General features: G+C 40.7%; 26 protein-coding genes. 19 read left to right on the top strand and 7 right to left on the bottom strand.

What is annotated here, in order from left to right; genetic code table 11:
• Window positions 1-13: 13 nt before the first annotated feature.
• On the bottom strand, window positions 14-982 hold the full coding sequence (locus EV579_RS05865; protein WP_133744121.1) for an AAA-type ATPase lid domain-containing protein: 969 nt from the start codon (window positions 980-982) through the stop codon (window positions 14-16).
• Between the two features lie 181 nt (window positions 983-1,163).
• Between EV579_RS05865 and ilvA the strand changes: the two genes are divergently transcribed.
• The 7 genes from ilvA (at window position 1,164) to ypmT (ending at window position 5,994) form a co-directional block, all read left to right on the top strand.
• A complete protein-coding gene (gene ilvA, locus EV579_RS05860) occupies window positions 1,164-2,432 on the top strand; it encodes a threonine ammonia-lyase IlvA (protein WP_044335204.1) in 1,269 nt (422 codons plus the stop codon).
• Between the two features lie 36 nt (window positions 2,433-2,468).
• Entirely contained in the window at window positions 2,469-2,720 is a 252-nt protein-coding gene (locus EV579_RS05855; RefSeq protein WP_024422728.1) for a YpmP family protein, read from the top strand.
• A gap of 187 nt (window positions 2,721-2,907) precedes the next feature.
• Complete coding sequence (locus tag EV579_RS05850) at window positions 2,908-3,750, top strand: DegV family protein (protein ID WP_044335180.1); 843 nt, start codon at window positions 2,908-2,910, stop codon at window positions 3,748-3,750.
• A gap of 23 nt (window positions 3,751-3,773) precedes the next feature.
• A complete protein-coding gene (locus tag EV579_RS05845; protein WP_044335178.1) occupies window positions 3,774-4,364 on the top strand; it encodes an SCO family protein in 591 nt (196 codons plus the stop codon).
• Window positions 4,365-4,433: 69 nt separating this feature from the next.
• Complete coding sequence (locus tag EV579_RS05840) at window positions 4,434-5,195, top strand: SGNH/GDSL hydrolase family protein (RefSeq protein WP_024422725.1); 762 nt, start codon at window positions 4,434-4,436, stop codon at window positions 5,193-5,195.
• A gap of 10 nt (window positions 5,196-5,205) precedes the next feature.
• On the top strand, window positions 5,206-5,772 hold the full coding sequence (locus EV579_RS05835; RefSeq protein ID WP_024422724.1) for a YpmS family protein: 567 nt from the start codon (window positions 5,206-5,208) through the stop codon (window positions 5,770-5,772).
• A gap of 24 nt (window positions 5,773-5,796) precedes the next feature.
• Window positions 5,797-5,994, top strand: coding sequence for a protein YpmT (ypmT, locus tag EV579_RS05830; protein ID WP_024422723.1), 198 nt, complete (start codon window positions 5,797-5,799; stop codon window positions 5,992-5,994).
• Between the two features lie 32 nt (window positions 5,995-6,026).
• Here ypmT and EV579_RS05825 read toward each other — a convergent pair whose 3' ends face one another.
• The 3 genes from EV579_RS05825 to EV579_RS05815 form a co-directional block, all read right to left on the bottom strand.
• The gene (locus tag EV579_RS05825) at window positions 6,027-6,743 is read right to left on the bottom strand and encodes a DUF4397 domain-containing protein (RefSeq protein ID WP_235356883.1); all 717 of its coding nucleotides are present in this window, start codon (window positions 6,741-6,743) and stop codon (window positions 6,027-6,029) included.
• Between the two features lie 69 nt (window positions 6,744-6,812).
• Entirely contained in the window at window positions 6,813-7,073 is a 261-nt protein-coding gene (locus tag EV579_RS05820; RefSeq protein ID WP_024422721.1) for a hypothetical protein, read from the bottom strand.
• A gap of 55 nt (window positions 7,074-7,128) precedes the next feature.
• Window positions 7,129-7,560: a MarR family transcriptional regulator gene (locus EV579_RS05815; RefSeq protein WP_007500780.1), complete on the bottom strand. Its 432-nt coding sequence runs from the start codon at window positions 7,558-7,560 to the stop codon at window positions 7,129-7,131.
• A 137-nt stretch (window positions 7,561-7,697) separates the two neighbouring features.
• Here EV579_RS05815 and msrA point away from each other — a divergent pair, with 137 nt between their 5' ends.
• Both msrA and msrB read left to right on the top strand, forming a co-directional pair.
• A complete protein-coding gene (msrA, locus tag EV579_RS05810; RefSeq protein WP_024422720.1) occupies window positions 7,698-8,231 on the top strand; it encodes a peptide-methionine (S)-S-oxide reductase MsrA in 534 nt (177 codons plus the stop codon).
• On the top strand, window positions 8,231-8,662 hold the full coding sequence (msrB, locus tag EV579_RS05805; RefSeq protein WP_073205983.1) for a peptide-methionine (R)-S-oxide reductase MsrB: 432 nt from the start codon (window positions 8,231-8,233) through the stop codon (window positions 8,660-8,662). Before msrA ends, msrB begins: the two co-directional genes overlap by 1 nt.
• A gap of 51 nt (window positions 8,663-8,713) precedes the next feature.
• On the opposite strand, the gene EV579_RS05800 is transcribed toward msrB, so the two are convergent.
• The gene (locus EV579_RS05800) at window positions 8,714-9,742 is read right to left on the bottom strand and encodes an SDR family NAD(P)-dependent oxidoreductase (RefSeq protein ID WP_034623517.1); all 1,029 of its coding nucleotides are present in this window, start codon (window positions 9,740-9,742) and stop codon (window positions 8,714-8,716) included.
• Between the two features lie 250 nt (window positions 9,743-9,992).
• Here EV579_RS05800 and EV579_RS05795 point away from each other — a divergent pair, with 250 nt between their 5' ends.
• Window positions 9,993-10,715, top strand: a complete 723-nt coding sequence (locus tag EV579_RS05795) for an acylneuraminate cytidylyltransferase family protein (RefSeq protein WP_073205981.1) — start codon at window positions 9,993-9,995, stop codon at window positions 10,713-10,715.
• 29 nt (window positions 10,716-10,744) lie between these two features.
• Here the strand turns inward: EV579_RS05795 and EV579_RS05790 are convergent, their stop codons facing one another.
• Both EV579_RS05790 and EV579_RS05785 read right to left on the bottom strand, forming a co-directional pair.
• The gene (locus EV579_RS05790) at window positions 10,745-11,707 is read right to left on the bottom strand and encodes a CgeB family protein (protein ID WP_073205979.1); all 963 of its coding nucleotides are present in this window, start codon (window positions 11,705-11,707) and stop codon (window positions 10,745-10,747) included.
• A 15-nt stretch (window positions 11,708-11,722) separates the two neighbouring features.
• On the bottom strand, window positions 11,723-12,124 hold the full coding sequence (locus EV579_RS05785; RefSeq protein ID WP_024422714.1) for a hypothetical protein: 402 nt from the start codon (window positions 12,122-12,124) through the stop codon (window positions 11,723-11,725).
• Between the two features lie 206 nt (window positions 12,125-12,330).
• Here EV579_RS05785 and cgeC point away from each other — a divergent pair, with 206 nt between their 5' ends.
• The 9 genes from cgeC to EV579_RS05740 all read left to right on the top strand — a co-directional run bounded on the left by cgeC (window position 12,331) and on the right by EV579_RS05740 (window position 19,497).
• Window positions 12,331-12,651, top strand: coding sequence for a spore maturation protein CgeC (gene cgeC, locus EV579_RS05780; RefSeq protein WP_024422713.1), 321 nt, complete (start codon window positions 12,331-12,333; stop codon window positions 12,649-12,651).
• 17 nt (window positions 12,652-12,668) lie between these two features.
• Window positions 12,669-13,964, top strand: a complete 1,296-nt coding sequence (locus tag EV579_RS05775) for a glycosyltransferase family 2 protein (protein WP_073205976.1) — start codon at window positions 12,669-12,671, stop codon at window positions 13,962-13,964.
• A 146-nt stretch (window positions 13,965-14,110) separates the two neighbouring features.
• Window positions 14,111-15,487 (top strand): sigma-54 interaction domain-containing protein, encoded by a 1,377-nt coding sequence (locus EV579_RS05770; protein WP_073205973.1) that lies wholly within the window; start codon window positions 14,111-14,113, stop codon window positions 15,485-15,487.
• Window positions 15,488-15,605: 118 nt separating this feature from the next.
• Window positions 15,606-17,006 carry a lysine 2,3-aminomutase gene (kamA, locus tag EV579_RS05765; protein WP_024428317.1) on the top strand — a complete coding sequence of 467 codons (1,401 nt, stop codon included), beginning with the start codon at window positions 15,606-15,608 and terminating at the stop codon, window positions 17,004-17,006.
• Window positions 17,007-17,008: 2 nt separating this feature from the next.
• Window positions 17,009-17,290: a YokU family protein gene (locus EV579_RS05760; protein WP_024422710.1), complete on the top strand. Its 282-nt coding sequence runs from the start codon at window positions 17,009-17,011 to the stop codon at window positions 17,288-17,290.
• A gap of 79 nt (window positions 17,291-17,369) precedes the next feature.
• Window positions 17,370-17,594: a YozE family protein gene (locus EV579_RS05755; RefSeq protein ID WP_024422709.1), complete on the top strand. Its 225-nt coding sequence runs from the start codon at window positions 17,370-17,372 to the stop codon at window positions 17,592-17,594.
• Between the two features lie 142 nt (window positions 17,595-17,736).
• A complete protein-coding gene (locus tag EV579_RS05750) occupies window positions 17,737-18,417 on the top strand; it encodes a hypothetical protein (RefSeq protein ID WP_024422708.1) in 681 nt (226 codons plus the stop codon).
• A 250-nt stretch (window positions 18,418-18,667) separates the two neighbouring features.
• Window positions 18,668-18,838 carry a YozD family protein gene (locus EV579_RS05745; RefSeq protein WP_065214722.1) on the top strand — a complete coding sequence of 57 codons (171 nt, stop codon included), beginning with the start codon at window positions 18,668-18,670 and terminating at the stop codon, window positions 18,836-18,838.
• A 50-nt stretch (window positions 18,839-18,888) separates the two neighbouring features.
• Window positions 18,889-19,497 carry a phosphatase PAP2 family protein gene (locus EV579_RS05740; RefSeq protein WP_073205971.1) on the top strand — a complete coding sequence of 203 codons (609 nt, stop codon included), beginning with the start codon at window positions 18,889-18,891 and terminating at the stop codon, window positions 19,495-19,497.
• Window positions 19,498-19,529: the final 32 nt, after the last annotated feature.

The raw sequence follows: 19,529 nt of genomic DNA, 5'->3' as shown, positions 1-19,529 counted from the left end.
GGATGTCCTCCTTTTATTGAACCGGTATATAACCATCAAGCGACTTCAGGAATGAAAGACCTTCAAGTGTAATCTTCGTTCCGGCCCTGCCTTTTCCTTTTGTCACGTATGCTTTTTTCTCAAGATCATCTAAGCGGTTTCTCACCTGCTGAGGGGTCAGCGGGATGTCTCCTTGTTTGCTTAATTCAGACAAGATGCGCCTGCTGGCTGCTTCTCCTTTTTCATTGAGAGATTTAATGGCTTCCAGCAAGAAAACAAACTCTTGTTTTTCCATTAGTGTGAGCTGGTGCTCTTCCTTTTTTCCTTTTACGGCTGAGGGAAGAGGTGCTAACACAAAGGGCGGTAAATGATGTAAAAATACCGTTTGGCCCTCGAGTATGGACGCAGCGTAATGAACAATATTTTTGAGTTCTTGGACATTTCCTTCAAATGGATACTGCTGCAAGGCTTCCCAAACACTTGGATCAATATCAGGTGCCATGTTCAGCTTTTGAAAGAAAGCATTTGTTAACACAGGAATATCTGTTTTTCGTTCGGCTAGAGCTGGAAGGGCCAAATGAAGAACATTCAGACGATAAAACAGCTCGGGTAAAAAGGTAGAAGAAACCCTGAGTGCCTCTATTGATAAAGACGAAGAAGCGATTACTTTTGTTGCAGGTGACGTTTCTAGAAAGTGAATGACCTGGTGCTGCATAGAAATACTTAATGCACCGATTTCATCTAAATAAAGAATATGATTGTTTTTTTCTGTGAAGGCTTTCTGTAAGGTTTCTTCATTCAAGATGGGGCAATACATGTGTGTCAGTGATGCGTGTGGAACAGATACGTTCGCCATTTCTTGGGCGAATAGCGTTTTGCCTGTGCCGATGTCTCCTGTTATCAAGACCGGCTGTTCGTTTTTCGAAAATTGTTTTGCCAGATGAATTGCATGCTTGATATCTTGATGATCTCCATAGATAGATGCGAATGATTGAGTGGCCATTGGGTGATTCCTTTCTTTGTGGTTCTAATTGGTTCAATTGTAACACCCAATTAAAACAAATGTACAGGAAAACGAAAAAGTTTATAAAATTTATGATGGATCGGTGATCTATTGGTTTATTTTTTGAATATTCATGTTATAATGACAAATTAAATAAGGTTAAAGAGAAAGGATCTTGTACATGAAACCGTTGCTCAAAGAAAATACGCTAATTCAAGTGAAAGACATCTTAAAAGCCCATCAAAATTTGAAGGATGTAGTCATTCATACACCACTTCAAAAAAATGAGCGACTTTCTGAACGATATGAATGCAATGTCTACTTAAAAAGAGAGGATCTTCAAGTAGTTCGTTCCTTTAAATTAAGAGGCGCTTTTAATAAAATGAGCCAGCTTCCAAAAGATAAACTAGAAAATGGCATTGTCTGTGCAAGTGCTGGAAATCACGCGCAGGGTGTTGCCTATTCTTGTAAATATTTAGGCATCCACGGGAAAATCTTTATGCCTGCTACGACGCCAAGGCAAAAAGTATCACAAGTGGAGCTGTTCGGAAAAGAATATGTTGAAATTATCTTAACCGGAGATACGTTTGATGATTCGTATCATGAAGCCGTAAAATGCGGAGATGAAGAGAAGCGCGAATTTATCCATCCGTTTGATGATCTGGATGTGATGGCAGGACAAGGAACGACTGCTGTCGAAATCTTAAATGATATCGAGGTGGAGCCTCACTTTTTATTTGCAAGTGTCGGAGGTGGAGGTCTGTTATCTGGTGTTGGTACATATATCAAAAATATCTCACCAGAAACCGAAATCATTGCAGTCGAACCGCTTGGCGCAGCTTCACTGCATGCCTCGCATGAGAAGGGCGAGGTTGTGACACTTGATTCGATTGATAAGTTTGTAGACGGAGCAGCGGTTCAGCGGATTGGCGAAAAGACGTTTACATCGCTTCAGTCTGTTGTCGATAAAATCAGTCTTGTACCAGAAGGGAAAGTATGTACAACGATTTTAGAGCTGTATAATCAATGTGCGATTGTAGCAGAACCGGCTGGCGCATTGCCGATCGCAGCATTAGATGCTCATCGCGAGGAGATCAAAGGGAAAAATGTTGTCTGTATTGTCAGTGGAGGAAATAATGACATCGGCAGAATGCAGGAAATCAAAGAACGCTCGATGATCTATGAAGGGCTTCAACATTACTTTATTGTCAATTTTCCGCAAAGAGCAGGAGCGCTTCGTGAATTTTTAGATGAAGTGTTAGGGCCAAATGATGATATCTCACGCTTTGAATATACGAAAAAGAATAACCGAAGCAAAGGTCCTGCGCTAGTCGGCATCGAATTGAAAGAAAAAGATGACTATGCAGCGCTGATTGAGCGGATGGATAAAAAAGGCTTCCACTATGTTGAAGTGAATAAAGATCAAGATTTATTCCACCTATTTATTTAGGCTTAACAGATAATTGGAAAAGAGGATTGATCGTTTGTGCTGCTCAAAACAATATGTTTTAGACGGATGGATGGAGCTCAGATCAAGGTAACAGAAGTCCCTGTTCTAAAGGGAGATGAGACGTATCGTTTCATGCTCACCTTTAGACTTGAAGCTTTCTTGAAAAAAGTCTATGTATCTAAAGGAAAGAGAGCTGTGTACTCTTTCAGAGAGGATGTGAAACGTAACGTCAAGTGGAGCACATATGAACAGATCTATCAGGAGCCTACACTGAAACACAATGCGTAAGCAGAAATCTTTGTCAAAAGGGGGAGGTAGCCATTTTGAAATGGCAGCTGCTCAGTTTGGCAAGGATTTTTTTCATGACAAGAAGAAAATGTGACAATTTCAAAAACGTTAGGTCAGTTGTTTTCAAGTGTGCAGGAAATAAGGTAATATCATAAGTAAAGACTAAGACAGCAAGGATGAGACGATAGTGAAACAAATTAAAATTGTAACAGATTCAACTGTGGACCTTCCGCAAGAAAAAATCAATGATCTTTCCATTCACGTGATTCCGCTCAATATCTCCATTTCTGGAGTTGATTATATTGACCGAGTGAATATACAGCCAGATGAATTTATTGAAAAAATGGAGGCCGCTGAGGAACTGCCGAAAACGTCTCAACCTGCGATCGGTCAATTCGTCGAATTATATGAAAAGCTGACGGTAGATGGAAGTGAAGTGATCAGTATCCATTTAACTGGTGGAATGAGTGGTACTGTTCAAACTGCTGAAAGCGCTTCGAAAATGGTAGATGGAAATATCACGGTAATTGATTCGAATTTTATTTCCTATGGATTAGGATTTCAAGTCATCAAAGCAGCAGAACTAGCCAAAAAGGGTGCAAGCCGTGAAGATATTATCACAGAATTAGATAAAATCCGTCATCAAACAAAGCTATATGTCACGATCGATACATTAGAAAATCTCGTCAAAGGCGGCAGAATTGGAAGAGGAAAGGCGCTCATCGGCTCACTTCTTCACATCAAACCTATTGCCAGCTTAACAGACGGGGTATATACGCCAGAAGCGAATGTGAGAAGCTACTCTGCGCTTGTCCGCCATCTGACAAAACAGTATGTACAGGCGGTGAAGGGAAAAACAGTTCAAGCCATTGGGATCGCACATGCAGATGCATTAGAACTCGCTGAAAAGCTAAAAAAAGCGCTGCTTGATCACACACCTGAAGCACTGATTGACATCGCCTACACAACACCGATTATTTCGTGTCATACTGGAAAGGGCGCAATAGGCTTTACTTTTTATACCGATTGATAGAAAAAGGGGATGGACATATCATGTATAGAAAAAGGGGAGCCTTACTTGGTGCGCTTATGATGGTAAGCGTGCTTCTTTTAGTCTCATGTTCAAATGGACAAATCAAGGATGCTTTAAATTATCAAATAGAGCCGTTTGAGTTTGAAAACCAAGATGGCCAAAAGGTGTCATTGGATGATTTGAAGGGGAAAGTATGGGTCGCTGATTTTATTTTCACAAGCTGTGAAACGATTTGTCCGCCGATGACTGCTCATATGACAGAGCTGCAAAAACGGTTAAAAGAAGAAAAATTGGAAGCGCATATCATTTCCTTTAGCGTGGACCCAGAGGTCGATTCACCGAAAAAGCTAAAGGAATTTGCAAAAGCCTATCCATTGTCCTTTAAAAATTGGGATTTTCTCACTGGGTATTCACAGTCAGAAATTGAAAAATTCGCAATGAAAAGTTTTAAAACCATTGTAAAAAAACCTGAAGATGAAGACCAAGTGATTCATCAGTCCCTGTTTTTCCTTGTCAATCAAGATGGGAAAGTGATGAAAAACTATGATGGGGTGCAAAACACACCTTATGATGACATCATCAAGGACATCAAAACGCTGAACCGAAGCTAGCATAAGGATGTTCAAATGGGCGAAAACATGATACACTTTTTTAATCAGAAAAAGGAGGGACATCATCGTTTGAAGGCTCGTTTGATTTTGATTGTGATGTCTCTAGCTTTTGTTCTTTCTGCATGTTCCGCGCAAGAGGCTGGCATAAAGGATAAACTAGAAGACACACCAAAAGTAAAAGAACATATTACCATCGCAGCGGTTGGAGATTCCTTAACAGAAGGAATCGGAGATCAAGATAAAAAAGGCTATGCAGGTATGACCCGTGACAAGATAGAAGCAGTGGACGGCGTGCAGTCTGTCACATTAAAAAACTATGCCATTAAAGGCAGTAGAACAGTAGATTTATTAAAAAGATTAAAAGAAAAAAAGGTGCAGGACGGACTGAAAGACGCTGACTATATTTTCTTTACGATCGGCGGGAATGATCTCATGCATGTTGTCCGTCAAAATGTGCTTAATTTGACGTTTGCTCCTTTTCAAAAAGAGCAGGGTCCTTTTGAAGAGCGCTTTAAAACCATTCTTGCTCAACTGAGAGAACAGAATGACCATGCGAAAATCATGTATGTCAGCATGTACAATCCTTTTAAATTCAGTTTGTCTGAGCTGCGAGATATTGATGAAGTCGTTCAAGACTGGAATGCCGCTGCCAAAAAGGAACTCAAAAAAGACGGCAATGCGGATATGGTCAATGTAGCAGATTTATTTGAAGAAGGTTCTGATGAAAAATTACTGGCAGAAGATGATTTCCACCCAAACCAAAAGGGGTACTCTCTTATGGCAAATCGTTTATTCTCCGAAGTGAAAAAAGAAGGACTGCCGAAGGAATAGGGTGAAACAGATGAAAAAATGGAAAAGCTTATTTTTTATTTTACTTGCAATCAATCTATTGATTGTGATTGGCTGCGGTATTTTGATGCTGCTGCCAGGCGGTCAATCCGCTTCAACCAAAGAAGTGAAAAGCGAATATGCTTTTAATATATCCAGCTCAAAGGAATCACTCACCAGCTTTGTGAATGATTATTTGAAAAATCAAGGATCAAATGATATGCCAGACTTTCATGTAGCAATCGATCAAGATGTGAAAGTAACAGGCGCAATTAAAGCTTTCTCTTCAACGATTGATGCAAACGTCTCATTTACGCCAACTGTTGAAGATAATGGTGATGTGCTTTTGAAAGTGGATGACTTTTCAATTGGACAATTGAGCATTCCGATTAGTTTTGTTTTAAGCTACATGGGTCAGTTCTATGAGCTGCCAGAGTTCGTTCATGTAAAACCGGATCAAAAAACGGTTGAAGTGCGTCTTTCAGAAATGCCGCTGACGAATGATATGTATGTGAAAGCAAACAAAATTGATCTACAGAACGATGAAATTGAATTTTCATATTATCATCCAAAGCAATAGAACGTGTGAGTCAGGAGTGTTATCATGAAGCGAGTCTATCAATATTTTAGTTTACTGTCGTTTTTATTTGCTGCGTACTTCGGCATAACAGCTGCCAATGCTTTAAAAGCAGAAAATATCGATCAGTTTTACTTAAATATTGCCTACTGTGCATTATTTCTTGGCACGATGATTCTTGCTTTTGATTTTCAAAAGCAAGAAAAAGCTGAAGATGTCTCGTAAGGAGCCTTTTCCATTTTAGGAAAGGCTCTTTTTTATAGTTGCCGAGACAAGACCACCTTTGCCATAAGTTCAGGTTCTCCGTTAGCAAAACCATGAAGCAGAATCAGGTATGCACGCTTTGTTTGCAGATGAACTTTTGGTATATCAAGCAGTACACTTTGAGTGCCGGCGGCTTTCAATTCAAAATGATATTTATTTGGAGAGAAATGTTGAATGTGGGTGCTGTTTACATAATCAAGCTCCTTCGATATGATCCCTTGGTCTCGTTCATATATATCTATAGAAGGAAGGTCCGGAGACAGCTGCACAAATGTAAGTGCTGACAGGTCTTCTTGTTTGATCAAAGGAGTCTGCTGCTCAGTCAGCAGTGCAAAGCCTGCACGGGCACCTGTGATACATAATGTGTAGACCTCGCCGCTCTTAAATCGAATGCGGGAATGAAGAATTCTCTCATTTGTAGCCAGTTTGAACACTTCTATTTCATACATTCCCTCATCCCACTCCATATAAGCGGTCAAATGGCTGTAAGGCATTGGTTTCATTACCTGCTTCCGGTTCACATAAACAGCAAGCTCACTGAGATCTGGTGCAGCGTGAAATAATCGAATAAAGGCTTTTGATGAAGGGCTGCTTTGAAGATGCTCGTAGGTGTCAGCGAATGGCCGATATGGAAAGTCATGATAAAAGAGCTGCTGCATGTCATCAATCCCTTCTTTCTCATGCAATGGTGTTTTTTGTAGCGTATGCATGAAAAAGACGATCTGTATAGGCAAAAGAAGCATAGAAAAAAGCCTGACGTATTCCGTCAGGCCGGCATGTTAAGAAGGAGAAGAATATTGATGATATTCAGCTAGTTTAATGAACGTTTTTTCATCCTCAATTAAACCACAAACACCGCACTGGACTTTCATTTGAGGACCTTGATAGCTCAAGTGAAAAGGAGACAGCTGTTCTCCTTCGTATCTTTCGACAACTGCTCCTGTTGCTGGATCTAGCTTGACAGGTTCTGAAAGCTGCTCAATGAGATTAAAGCGCGTTCTGTTTGTTTTACAGTTTGGACAAAGGTAAGGGCTTGTCATGGTTCATTTCCACCTCTTTTTATCCGTAGCATGTCCTGAGCGCTAAAATCTATGCTTAATCCTTTTGACTTTTATCCAGCTTTTTAAATAATTTGATCATGGTTTTTAGTTCTTCGTCATCAAATGATTCAAATCGCTCCATAAAGTATTCCGTTTTCTTTTTCTCAAAATGCTCAGTAATTTCCTTACCCTTATCGGTTAAGTGGATTTTGATGATGCGGCGGTCCTCTTTTGAGCGGATACGGGTGATCCAGCCTTTTTCTACGAGTGTGTCAGTCACAGCGGTAATATGACTTGCTGACACTCCAAGAATGGAAGCGAATTCCGTTACTTTTTTTGCACCTTGCTCACGCAGCAGATTTAAAATAAGAAATTCATTCCGAGATAATTCGTTTTCGAGCAGGCTGTTAATTTCATAACGGATCTGCTTAAATACGGTTCTCAGTAAAGTGTCCATTTCGTACATCATTTGTTTTCTTTGTTCCAATCATTAAACCCCCATTATATTTTAAAGATACGACGTAATGCTTTCTTTTATTTTGGTATACAAGTCGTATCATTTTCATTATTTTTTATCATGTTATAATATGATGATACCATTTTTTAAATGAAGGGGGCACTAATATGTCTGAAAAACAAGAATTAGCCACATTTGCAGGAGGATGCTTCTGGTGTATGGTTAAACCTTTTGATGAACAGCCGGGCATTATCAAAGTTGAATCAGGGTATACTGGCGGACATACAGTGAATCCGACCTATGAGGAAGTATGTACAAATACAACGGGTCATAGAGAAGCGGTTCAAATTACGTTTGACCCTGACGTGTTCCCATATGAGAAGCTGCTAGAGCTGTATTGGCAGCAAATAGACCCAACAGACGATGGCGGGCAATTTGGCGATAGAGGGGAATCTTACCGTACAGGTATTTATGTTCATCATGACGAGCAGCGAAAGCTAGCTGAAGCATCGAAAGAGCAGCTGAGCCAAAGCGGGATTTTCAAAAAGCCAATCGTTACAGAAATTTTAGACGCAGGTCCTTTTTATCCAGCAGAGGAATATCATCAGCATTATTATAAGAAAAACAAAATGCACTACGAACGATATCATGTCGGTTCGGGCAGAGCCGGTTTTATTGAGTCCCATTGGAGTGATAAATAATGGCAAATGAAAAAGAAAAGCGTATAAAAGAATTAAATCACATGCAGTACGAAGTCACGCAAAATAATGGCACAGAGCCGCCATTTCAAAATGAATTTTGGGATCATAAAGAAGAAGGTATCTATGTGGATATCATTTCAGGAAAGCCGCTTTTTTCTTCTTTAGATAAGTTTGATGCCCACTGCGGATGGCCAAGTTTTACAAAACCGCTTGAAGAGGAAGAAGTAGCAGAGAAGGTTGATACGAGTCATGGAATGGTGCGGACAGAGGTTCGCAGTAAAACTGCTGATTCTCATCTAGGTCATGTTTTTCCTGATGGACCAGGGCCAAACGGTCTTCGGTATTGTATTAACTCAGCTGCTTTAAAGTTTATCCCAAAGGATGATCTTGAAAAAGAAGGCTACGGGGATTTGAAACATCTATTTGATTGATCCATTTAAAAATCGTCACATGGAAAGCAGCTGCTTCCGTGTGACGATTTTTTATTTTTTATGATGTGTATGATGTAATTGTTCGATGATGTGGAACAGCTTTTCTTTTGTAATGAGCGGTGCTTCTTTTGAGGTGTAATTCGTTAAGTCGACTTTTTGAAAGGCAGGGTGCAAATGTGGTCTCGGTAAAATGGCATAAAATTGTTCATGTTCAAACAGTGCATCTGCTTCGTGCGGAAATGTGAGCTCCTCGTGAAGCTTTTCGCCAGGTCTTTTTCCGACTACAAGAATATCCGGAGATTTAGCATTGATTTGAGCGGCATATTCATGAAACGCTTTTAGGAGATCGGCAAGCTGTAAGGACTCCATCTTGAGAATGAAGGTTTCGCCGCCTTTCATCATGATTGCTGCTTGAAGTGTGAGGGAAACAGCCTCTTCAATGGACATAAAAAAACGTGTCATATGAGGATCAGTCACGGTCAAAGGTTTTTCATTTAATAGCTGCTGGAGCATGATCGGAATAACGGAACCTCTAGATCCAAGCACATTGCCAAAGCGTACAGAGCAAAACCTCGTTTTTTGATTCGGAATACTTTCGTTTGCTTGGAAAAATAGTTTTTCTGAAATCAATTTTGTTGCACCCATGGCATTCGTTGGAGAAACCGCTTTGTCAGTTGAAATGTTGACGACATGACTCACTTCATGTTCGAGAGCGGCTTCAATGACGTGCTGCCCGCCGATGATATTCGTTTGAACAGCTTCGAACGGATTATCTTCACAAGTAGGTACTTGTTTTAAGGCCGCTGCATGGAAAATGATATCCACACCCTTGACGAGCTGTCTCACGCGGCTTGCATCCCGGACATCTCCTAAAGCGAATACGACCTCTTGATGATCTGCGTACTCATTTTTCATCATGTATTGTTTGCTGTCATCTTTACTGAAGACGATTATCTTCTTTGGAGAGCAACTTGTTAATTTATTCACGATTTGCCGGCCGATTGACCCCGTACCGCCTGTAACCAATATCGTTTTGTCACGAAAAAAGGTCTTCAAAGTCGTTTCTATCTGTTTGGACATATCTAATCCCCCAACTCTCATTTCTCTACTTTGCATCATATGTGAAAGAGCGGCATTCGTTTGAGGAAAAGAACCACTTCATGTATAAATTAGGTGAACAAATTATAACCATCTGCTTGTCGTCTTAATAGAATATGGAGAGATAAGAGATCAACTAGAAAAACGAGAGACCTGAATACTTCAGTACTGCGGTCAGCTCGGGCAGAGAAGAAAATTGTAGGGAGCTGTGCGCGAGGGGAGAAGAGAAGACATGTATAGGGGAAATCGTATTTTAGCCATGATACCTGCATTTAGAAGTCACGACGGCCGGCATGATGAACACATACGCATATTGGCTGAGAGGCCGCTTATCTATTGGACCATTCAGCCGTTACTGCAAATGATTGAATTAGATGAAGTCATCGTCTCCTCAGAGGATGTCAATACGCAAATCATTTCATCTCACTACGGAGCAAATGTGATTGAACTGCCAAGCACACATGTGACAGATCAAACGCCGTCACTGTTAGCTGTGAAGCATGCGCTTGCATATTTAGAGCGGGAGGGGAAAACCTTTGATATTGTGCTGTATCTGCATCCATCGTCTCCTCTAAGACAGCCGGCAGATATCGAGAAGTGCTTGCAGCTTTTAGTGGAGGGGGGATATGACTGCACCGCATCTTTTACAGAGGCGTTAGAAAACCCAAATGAAACTTGGACACTGCATGAAAACAATGAAGCTACTTTATATAAGGACAATCATTACTTTTTCATGCCAAAGCATGAGCAGCCATATACGTATGGCCGGCTAAATGGTGCAATATATGCTTTTCATGCTCATTATGCCAAAGAATGCATTCATTCCTTTTTAGAAGGATCTGTCGGAGCATATATGATGGATCACACGCAGTCGCTTGTGGTGAAACAGGAGGCAGACCGGAAAGAGGCAGAGAAAATCTTATTAGCTCGCCGAGATGCGGAAGATCATGCATAAGCTGGCATTCAACGAGAAAAAGCGCCCAGTCATAGGGCGCTTTTTACGATCTCATAAAGCCTTTTTGGCATCGTATCAAATGTATTCCAGCGAACGGCTTGCTCATAGTTGTTCAGTGCGGCCGCCTTTCTTTCACCTGCATTTGATCCATAGTATTCCACCTGTTTTATCAAATCATCCTCATCTTTGTAAAAAGCAAAGCTTGAAAAAGCAGGCGGTGGATGTAGATCTGTCAATTGAAAACTTCCAGTTGCAGCAATGTCAAATGCTCTGTTATTGAGGCTCATATTTTGAATCATGGCTTTGTTTTTGTTATACGCAAATTGAGCCGGCCTATGCGGATTCAGGACAATGGCTGTCTGCTGATAGATGTCCGCCATTTGCTGAGGACTCAGCCAATTCGTTATCAGTGTGAAATCACGATAATGTCTCCGTGATTTATTTAAGTGACGGTGCCATTCCTTACCTGCAACGAGAATACGCCATTTGTTTTGCTGCAAGAGTGTATCGATGGCTTTGATGCGGTTGGGATAAGGGTAGCCAATGAGAGCAATGTCATACGTGCACATCTCTTCTGGCGATTCATTTTTCTGAAAGACACGTGTATTTGCCGGAATGGGAAAGTAGTGCGTATTTAGAGCGCCTAATTGTTTATAAAATGGCAAAACCCCTTCATCAATCGTTAATATAAGCTGAGCTTCATGTGCGCAAGCAGCTGACACATCTGTATAAAAGGGATCTTCTGTCATCCAAAGAACAATCGGGATTTTTTCTTGTTTGAATTGATGAAGCACATCTTTCGGAACATGATCACCGATCATCATCAAAACAAAATCCGGAGAAAATGTCCGGATTTTGTGCATGTTAGTGGGTAGAGATTCTCTATCAATCTTTACACATGAAAAGGGGGAATCAATGAAGCTTTCTTCTACCCATTGATCAAACATGTGATAGATTCCGCCGTAGCCAGAACTGATATAAAGAAGCTTCATGATGATCCTCTCACATTAAGATGTGAATGTAACACTTTCAACTTTATCTACATCTAATAGAGTCGTTGCTGAGCCTGTAGGTGTGACAGAGCTTTCTTGTGTAACAAATACAACACCTGTTGAAGCATCGAATGATACAAATTGAACTGGCCCAATTAAATCTCCTGAGTCAGTGACAATGCTAATGACTGTTCCTGGTGCAAGTCTTGCAAAGATCCATCTTGCTGGCTGAGATACATCGAGTGTTGTAGCAGAATCTGAAGGTGATGCCTCAGCTGCCACTTCACTTAATAAATCGTTCAATTTTTCTTCCATTTGAACTCCTCCTTCTTCGAGATTAGCTGTTAATGCATGAGTAATTGGTTTGAAAAACACTTTCAATAGTTCCTTTTTTAATTCAGCACGCTTTTCGCTCATTTTTTCCCCATCCTTTCTTCATCAATTCAAACTCACCCCTATGTATATGCCGTTCATTTTTTTTGGCATAAGCAGAACGCTGATTCCTGATCTTTTTTTCATTTAATCACTTCACACATTTTTAAAAATGTTTTCAAATGCTGAGGCTAAATGAAGTGACGCTCATACTCTAGTAAAGATTAAATGTGAAGAGAGAGGGATTATGAATGGAATTTGAACAATTATTAGATGGTTGGAACGAAGAATTACTAGAGTCGGAAGGAGTGCTTGAAGTCATCTTGATTTTACTTCTTCTTCGTCTTTTAGAAGAAAGTGGGGAAGAGAATGTGTCAGACATCAAAGAATTACTTCGTCCATGGCTTGAGCTTGGCATTCCAGTGCCGCGTGTTCATTTAGTCAATGGAGATGTACTTCAAAACGTGGTTGTCGTGCAATTGTTTGATACAGTTGCAGTCTTTAAAAACGCGACAAATCAGCTAAGAGTGAGTGTTCCTTATGTGAACATTGTCAGCTGGGGGGCTTTTTAATCTAATCAAAAAGGATAATGATCATGAAAGTATCGGTGATTTTAACAAGCTACAATAAACCAGATTTCATTGATCGTGTGCTAAAGAGTATGGTAGATCAAACATATCCGCATTGGGAGCTTTTGATTATGGATGATGGCTCAGAAGAGGGCACCATTCAAAAGATCCAGCCCTATTTAAGTGATGAACGCATTCAGCTGTATTCGCACACAGTTCATCCGGCAAAACGGCTGTTAACCGCACGATATGCGACGCTTATTAATGAAGCATTAAACCATATAACAGGTGAGCTCATTTGTTATTTAACCGATGATACCGTGTACCATAAAGATCGTTTGCTTAAAATGGTGGATGTTTTTCGGTCGAAGCCTCACATAGATATTGTGTATTCCTCGCAGCGGGTCGTGCATGTTGATCAGCATTTAGTGGAAACGATGAGTTTTATTCGAGAAGCAGATCAAATCTTAGAGCATGCGTCCTTTCAAGTGGACCATTGTTCGGTCATGCACAGAAGCTGCTTGCTTCCACTGATTTATGAAAAATACGGACAATATTGGGACGATGAGCCAAAGCACTGGCATCATGCAGATTCTGTATTTTGGATGAGGCTGAATCACTTCGCTGCGTTTTTTCCATTAAAAGATGTACTGGATACAACGTATAAAACGCCTCATTCCTTTCACCATCTGTTTTCGAGTATGCCGTATGATTTAATTGACGGAACGGTCATTGAAAAAGAAGGAGATTATTATCAAATCGCAGACGGGAAACTTCATGGAATTGAAAAACGCTGGATCAATGAAAAGAACAGGCGTGCGATCCGTGTTCCGCTGTTATGTGAGATGAAATATGAAATGAAAGAGAAGCTGGCAGTACCCAATTATACAGTTGTCACCGCAGATTATGGGAAAACGTTCTTTTATATTGAAGATCAGAAAAAAAGACGGTTTGCTTCAAAACGTGACGTGCAATATTTTCAGTTTCACCCAAAGGAGATCTATACGATTTCAAATGATCAGCTCCAGGCATTTGAGGATGGCAGCATCATTCAAGCTTCTCCAGTTTTCAGTCCGCCAAACAGGCGGCTGTTTAAATGGAAACAAGATGTTTATTTACTTGTGCATCATACCTTTTGCCGAATTGATCCTGTGGTCGTGAAGCGATTTGCTTTTTATCATCAGCCGATTAAGCTGTACCCATCCCAATTTGCGTTTTTTCAGGAAGGAAAGCCGATTGTGCCGCTGTATAGGGAATCGCTGCAAGAATTCGATATGTCTCTTTATCAAACATCCGGACGAAAGCACTCCTCATAAGAGGGGTGCTTTTTTCGCAATGATTGCAGGAAGTAGAAAGGAAAAAGCGAAACATGAAAAGGACAGGAACCTTTAAGAAATGATCAAGCCGCTGAAAACTTGGCAATTGATGCCGGTTTTTTGGCACTGAAAGTGAGGGGGAAAGAATGGGGAAGGTTGTCGAAAGAGCAGATTGGTTTGAATTGATTTTAGAAGCCATTGATGAAGCCATCCACGTTGTAGATGATCGAGGGATGACGATTTTTTACAATCATAATGCCGCTAAGTTTGACTCTTTACAAAAAGAAGAGGTGATTGGCAAGTACATCCTTGATGTGTATCCCTCTTTAACAGAAAAAACAAGTACGCTTATGCATGTGTTGCGAACAGGAAAGCCCATTTATCATTCGCTGCAAACCTATTTGAATAAAAATGGAGAAAGGATTGAAACAGTGAACACGACATTGCCTATTATCGAAGATAACGAGTTAATAGGCGCGGTCGAAGTCGCAAAAGATGTTTCAAAGCTGTCAGCCCTTTCCAATCGTTTAGGTCAAAAAAAGCGGACACAAGATGCGGCTGAGGCCGTACAAATGCATGATTTTGCTTCATTTTTAACAAATGATCCGCTTTTAAAAGAAATGCTTGAAAGGGCAAAAAAAGCAGCTGTTTACCCATCATCAGTTGTTGTCTATGGGGAAACAGGGACAGGAAAAGAAGTGCTCGTTCAAGCCATTGTCCATGAATCTGATCGAAAAAATCAAGTGTTCATTCCGCAAAACTGCGCAGCACTCCCAGAATCATTACTTGAAAGTTTATTGTTCGGATCTGTCAAAGGGAGCTATACGGGCGCACTTGATCGCAAGGGACTTTTCGAATTAGCTGATGGGGGCACACTTTTTCTTGATGAGCTGCAAGCGATGCCGCTCACGCTGCAGACGAAATTATTACGTGTGTTAGAGGATGGCGTTGTCCGCCGCATCGGTGATGCAAAGTCCATTCAAGTGGATGTTCGGCTCATTACTGCGCTCAATATGGACCCATTCGAAGCAGTGAAAAAGCAAATTTTAAGAGAAGATTTATTTTATAGACTGCATGTATCATCTTTTCATATCCCGCCGCTTCGTGAAAGAAAGCAAGATATCACGCTGCTATCCCGCCACTTCATTCAAACCTATCATCAGCAGTTTTCAAAAAACGTTACACGCCTTTCTGAAGAAACGGAACGATTGTTTATGGCGCACCACTGGCCTGGGAATGTCAGAGAATTAAAACATACAATAGAACATGCTGTGTTGATGATGCCAAAGGAAGCGGAAGAGATCATCCCTCTATACCTTCCGGCTCATTTACGTGAGCAAAAGCTGGAAAAAGAAACATCTGAATCCTCCTTAAAAAATCAAGTGTCTTCATTTGAACAAACATTGATTCAAGAAGCTTTACATCAGCATAATGGGAATATTAAAAAAACCGCCGCTGCTTTAAAAATCCCTCGACAAACGCTGCAATATAAATTAAAGAAATATGCAGATGCCGAAATATAGGCACAACATCCAATTGAATATGACGGGTAAAAGCTCCTTTTGTAAAGAATAGGGGCATTTTCCCATGTTGGCACATAACTTGCATAGTATAAAGTGAATGCTGATAGGGGGAATGGATATGAATCAGAAATTGTATGAACCGGCACGTCACTGGAAGGACATTGAGCTTTGGAAGGATGTACCTGAGGAAAAGTGGAACGACTGGATTTGGCAGCTGACGCATACCGTGAAAACGCTTGAGGATTTAGAAAAAATCGTAAACTTAACAGAAGAGGAACGAGAAGGGGTGAAGATTTCCACCAAAACCATTCCACTCAACATTACACCCTACTATGCCTCACTGATGAATCCAGACGATCCAAGATGTCCAATACGTATGCAATCTGTGCCAATTGCAGAAGAGCTTCATAAAACAAAATATGATCTGGAAGACCCGCTACATGAAGATGAGGACTCACCTGTCCCAGGGCTCACGCACCGATATCCAGATCGTGTGCTGTTTCTTGTGACAAATCAGTGCTCCATGTACTGCCGTTATTGTACGAGAAGACGTTTTTCCGGCCAGATTGGTATGGGTGTGCCGAAAAAGCAGTTAGATGCTGCAATTGGATATATTAGAGAAACACCTGAGGTGCGGGACGTGTTAATTTCTGGCGGAGATGGGCTGTTAATCAATGATCAAGTGCTTGAATACATTTTGAAAAACTTACGAGATATTCCGCACGTTGAGATCATTCGGATTGGAACCCGCGCGCCGGTTGTCTTTCCGCAGCGTATTACAGATGAGCTGTGCGAGATTTTGAAAAAATATCACCCAGTTTGGCTGAACACCCATTTCAATACAAGTATTGAAATCACAAAAGAAGCAAAAGAAGCGTGCGAACGTCTTGTGAATGCCGGCGTGCCTGTAGGGAATCAGGCCGTCATCCTTGCAGGTATTAACGACAGTGTGCCGATTATGAAGAAGCTGATGCACGATCTTGTGAAGATTCGGGTCAGACCATATTATATTTATCAATGTGACTTATCTGAGGGTATTGGCCACTTTAGAACGCCGGTATCAAAAGGGCTTGAAATCATTGAGGGCTTAAGAGGACATACGAGTGGTTACGCAGTACCAAGCTTTGTTGTAGATGCGCCAGGAGGCGGAGGGAAAATTGCCTTACAGCCAAATTATTTATTATCGCAAAGCCCTGACAAAGTCGTCCTTCGTAACTTTGAAGGTGTCATCACCTCTTATCCAGAACCAGAGCATTACGTCGCAGGCCAGGCAGATGCGTATTTTAATGAAATTTATGAAGAGAAACAAGAACCGGCAATTGGTATTACCGCACTATTTGAGGATGAAGCGAGATCGTTTACGCCTGAGAATTTAAGCCGAATGAAACGTAGAGAAGCATATGAGACAAATCCTGAGCACGACACACTTAAAAACAAACGTGAAAAACGAGATGAGTTAAAAGAGAAGAAATATCAAGCGCAGCTCAAAAAAGAACAAACCGTAAAGGAGGAGAAATAGCCTTGCTGACATGTGATTGGTGTGAGGAAAACAAAGCAAATGCGGAGCAGACAACAGTCTATTGGGAACTGATCACGGGCACACAATCAATTGAAATAATCGAAACGCCGTCCATTTCCTGCACGCACTGCGGGATGATCTATCAAAAGGATGAGACGGTCAAAGAGATTGAAGATCAATTAATTTTAGTGGATCAGACAAAACTTCCAGAAAAAATCTCCTACGAGGAATTAATGAGCATGGAGCGGTTATTAAAGCGAAATTACTTTGACTTTTCCTCATAAGTTGTACCTCCGCCTATACAAGTCATCAAATTGCTGTATAATATAACAACAAAATAGTGTGTCGCGGAGGGAAAAACAGGTGAAGTCGTTTTACCATTATTTAATGAAGTTCAGACATCCAAAACCGAAAGATGAAATCAGCCATTTCGCAAATGCTGCGTATGAGGATCACAGCTTTCCTAAAGCTTCCACAGATTATCATGAGCTGTGCGCTTATTTAGAATTAAATGGTGATTATTTAAGCTCAATGACAACATTTGACGAAGCGTTTGAGCAATACGAAGTAGAAGTCAAAAAAAAATAACACACAACCGCTTATCCGAATGGAGAAGCGGTTTTTTCATGAGAAATAAAATGGCGTTTTGCATGGTGTGGTTGCCCATGCAGAATTCCTTGCGCCGGCATACGATACGTTAAGACCAAAAGTCGGGCAAGGGGGAGACAGAATGAAGGCGAAAGCACCAAAATATCAAGTAGGGGATATTGTCGTCGTTGTCATGTACGGCACAGTCGGAACGATTACAAAAGTCCATCAAATTGACCAGCACTATTTATATGAGGTCAATCATAATGAGGTGCTTTATTTTGAAACATCACTTCAGCTTTACGATGAGTATAGCGGAGTGATTGTCGATACAGAAAAGCTGGACATTGAATATGAGTTCCTCATTGGCGATGTTGTATATGTAAAAGATTACGGAAAAGAGCTATTTAAAATCATTGGTCATCGGACTGAAATTTGGCGCTACCTTGAAGATGGCTGGGAAGATGTCATTTACGAACTCACGAGGCTGAAAGACGGAGAGTGGCTGGAAACAGAAGAGGAAGATTTAACGCTTGTCCTAAGAAAATATGAGATGGACCAGTTTGTTCATCAGCTTCTTTTTGTGCATTACGTCGGAGAAACCTCAAAAGAGTTAGAAGAAGATATGGTTCAAACGGCTCTATTGCAGCTAGAAGAGAAACAAGAAAGCGAATCTTCACTTGAATTTCTGGCTGTATCTATAGTGGATGAGCTTCTTGATATTTATAACGATTATAAAATTCTCTATGAATTTTTCAAAGATCCAGAATATAAGGATATGATGGATTTTATTTTGGAAAGTTTACACGAACATTTTGGTTAAAGAAAGACTTGTCCTAACACGAATAAAAAATAAGGCACACAGAAAAATGCAATCACATAAAACCATCCCCTCAAGATACGGCCCATCACCTGATCAAAAGTTTCTCCATCTAATATGCTTAACCATTTCATTCTTTCAAGCCCCATTTCTTTTTGTTTACTGCATTTATATGTATGGAATGAGCCATTATGACAAACTGTAATAAAAAACAGCCGGCGTTCATACATCATAAAAAAGGAGGCGGAATGCAATGAAAGAAGCAGATTTGGTGATTGATACAGAGGAAATTGCGGAGTTCTTCTACGTGGAGCTGATCAAAAGAGGGTACATACCTGCTGAGCTTGAAACATTTGAGCTGGCTGACATTACATTTGAATATATGCTGAAAAAAGCAATGATAGTTGAAGAAGAGGCGTGGTAGGCACTATACTTTGAAGAGATTCTGAAGAGAGAGGGAGGGGAATCCTTCGCGTGTACATCCTATTTCTTTTCATTTTATTTGGCGCCATTGCTGCGCTCATGGCATCTGGGGCTTTTCAAGACTTGGACAACCAGATCATCCTATGGTTTGAAAGCATCAGACTCCCTTTTTTAAATGATGTCATGCTGGCTTTGACGGACTTAGGCATCAGCACGCTGCTCGTTCCAATCATGCTCATTTTTAGTGTGGTCTTGTTTATGTATAAGCGCTACTACTCTATCATGATGCTTTTTCTACTATATCTCACAGAAAAAACAATCAATCATGAATTAAAGGGGCTGTTTGCTAGAGAGCGTCCGGCCTTTGATCACCTTGTAGTTGAAACGTATTACAGCTTTCCGAGCGGACATTCGATGAATGCAGCCACCATCTACCCTTTTATTGCTTATCTATTAGTTGAAATGATCCCATGGCTGAAAGAAAGACAAAAAATCGTCTATTTGATCACAGGGCTTTGCGTTCTGGCCATTGGCATCAGCCGGATGTATATCGGGGTGCATTATTTGACAGATGTTGCAGGAGGCTTTGCGATAGGACTCGCTCTATTTCTCATTTGTAAAAAGATTGACGAAAGATTGCCTGTCATTCGACAAAAATAGAAGAAGGAAATGGACAGATCCCAGCCAATTTT

Source organism: Bacillus sp. BK450, assembly GCF_004364885.1.
In the GTDB taxonomy this organism is placed as follows: Bacteria; Bacillota; Bacilli; order Bacillales; family Bacillaceae; genus Bacillus; species Bacillus safensis.
Note: the sequence above shows the minus strand (reverse complement) of the source record. Positions and strands in the feature narration are given on the sequence as shown.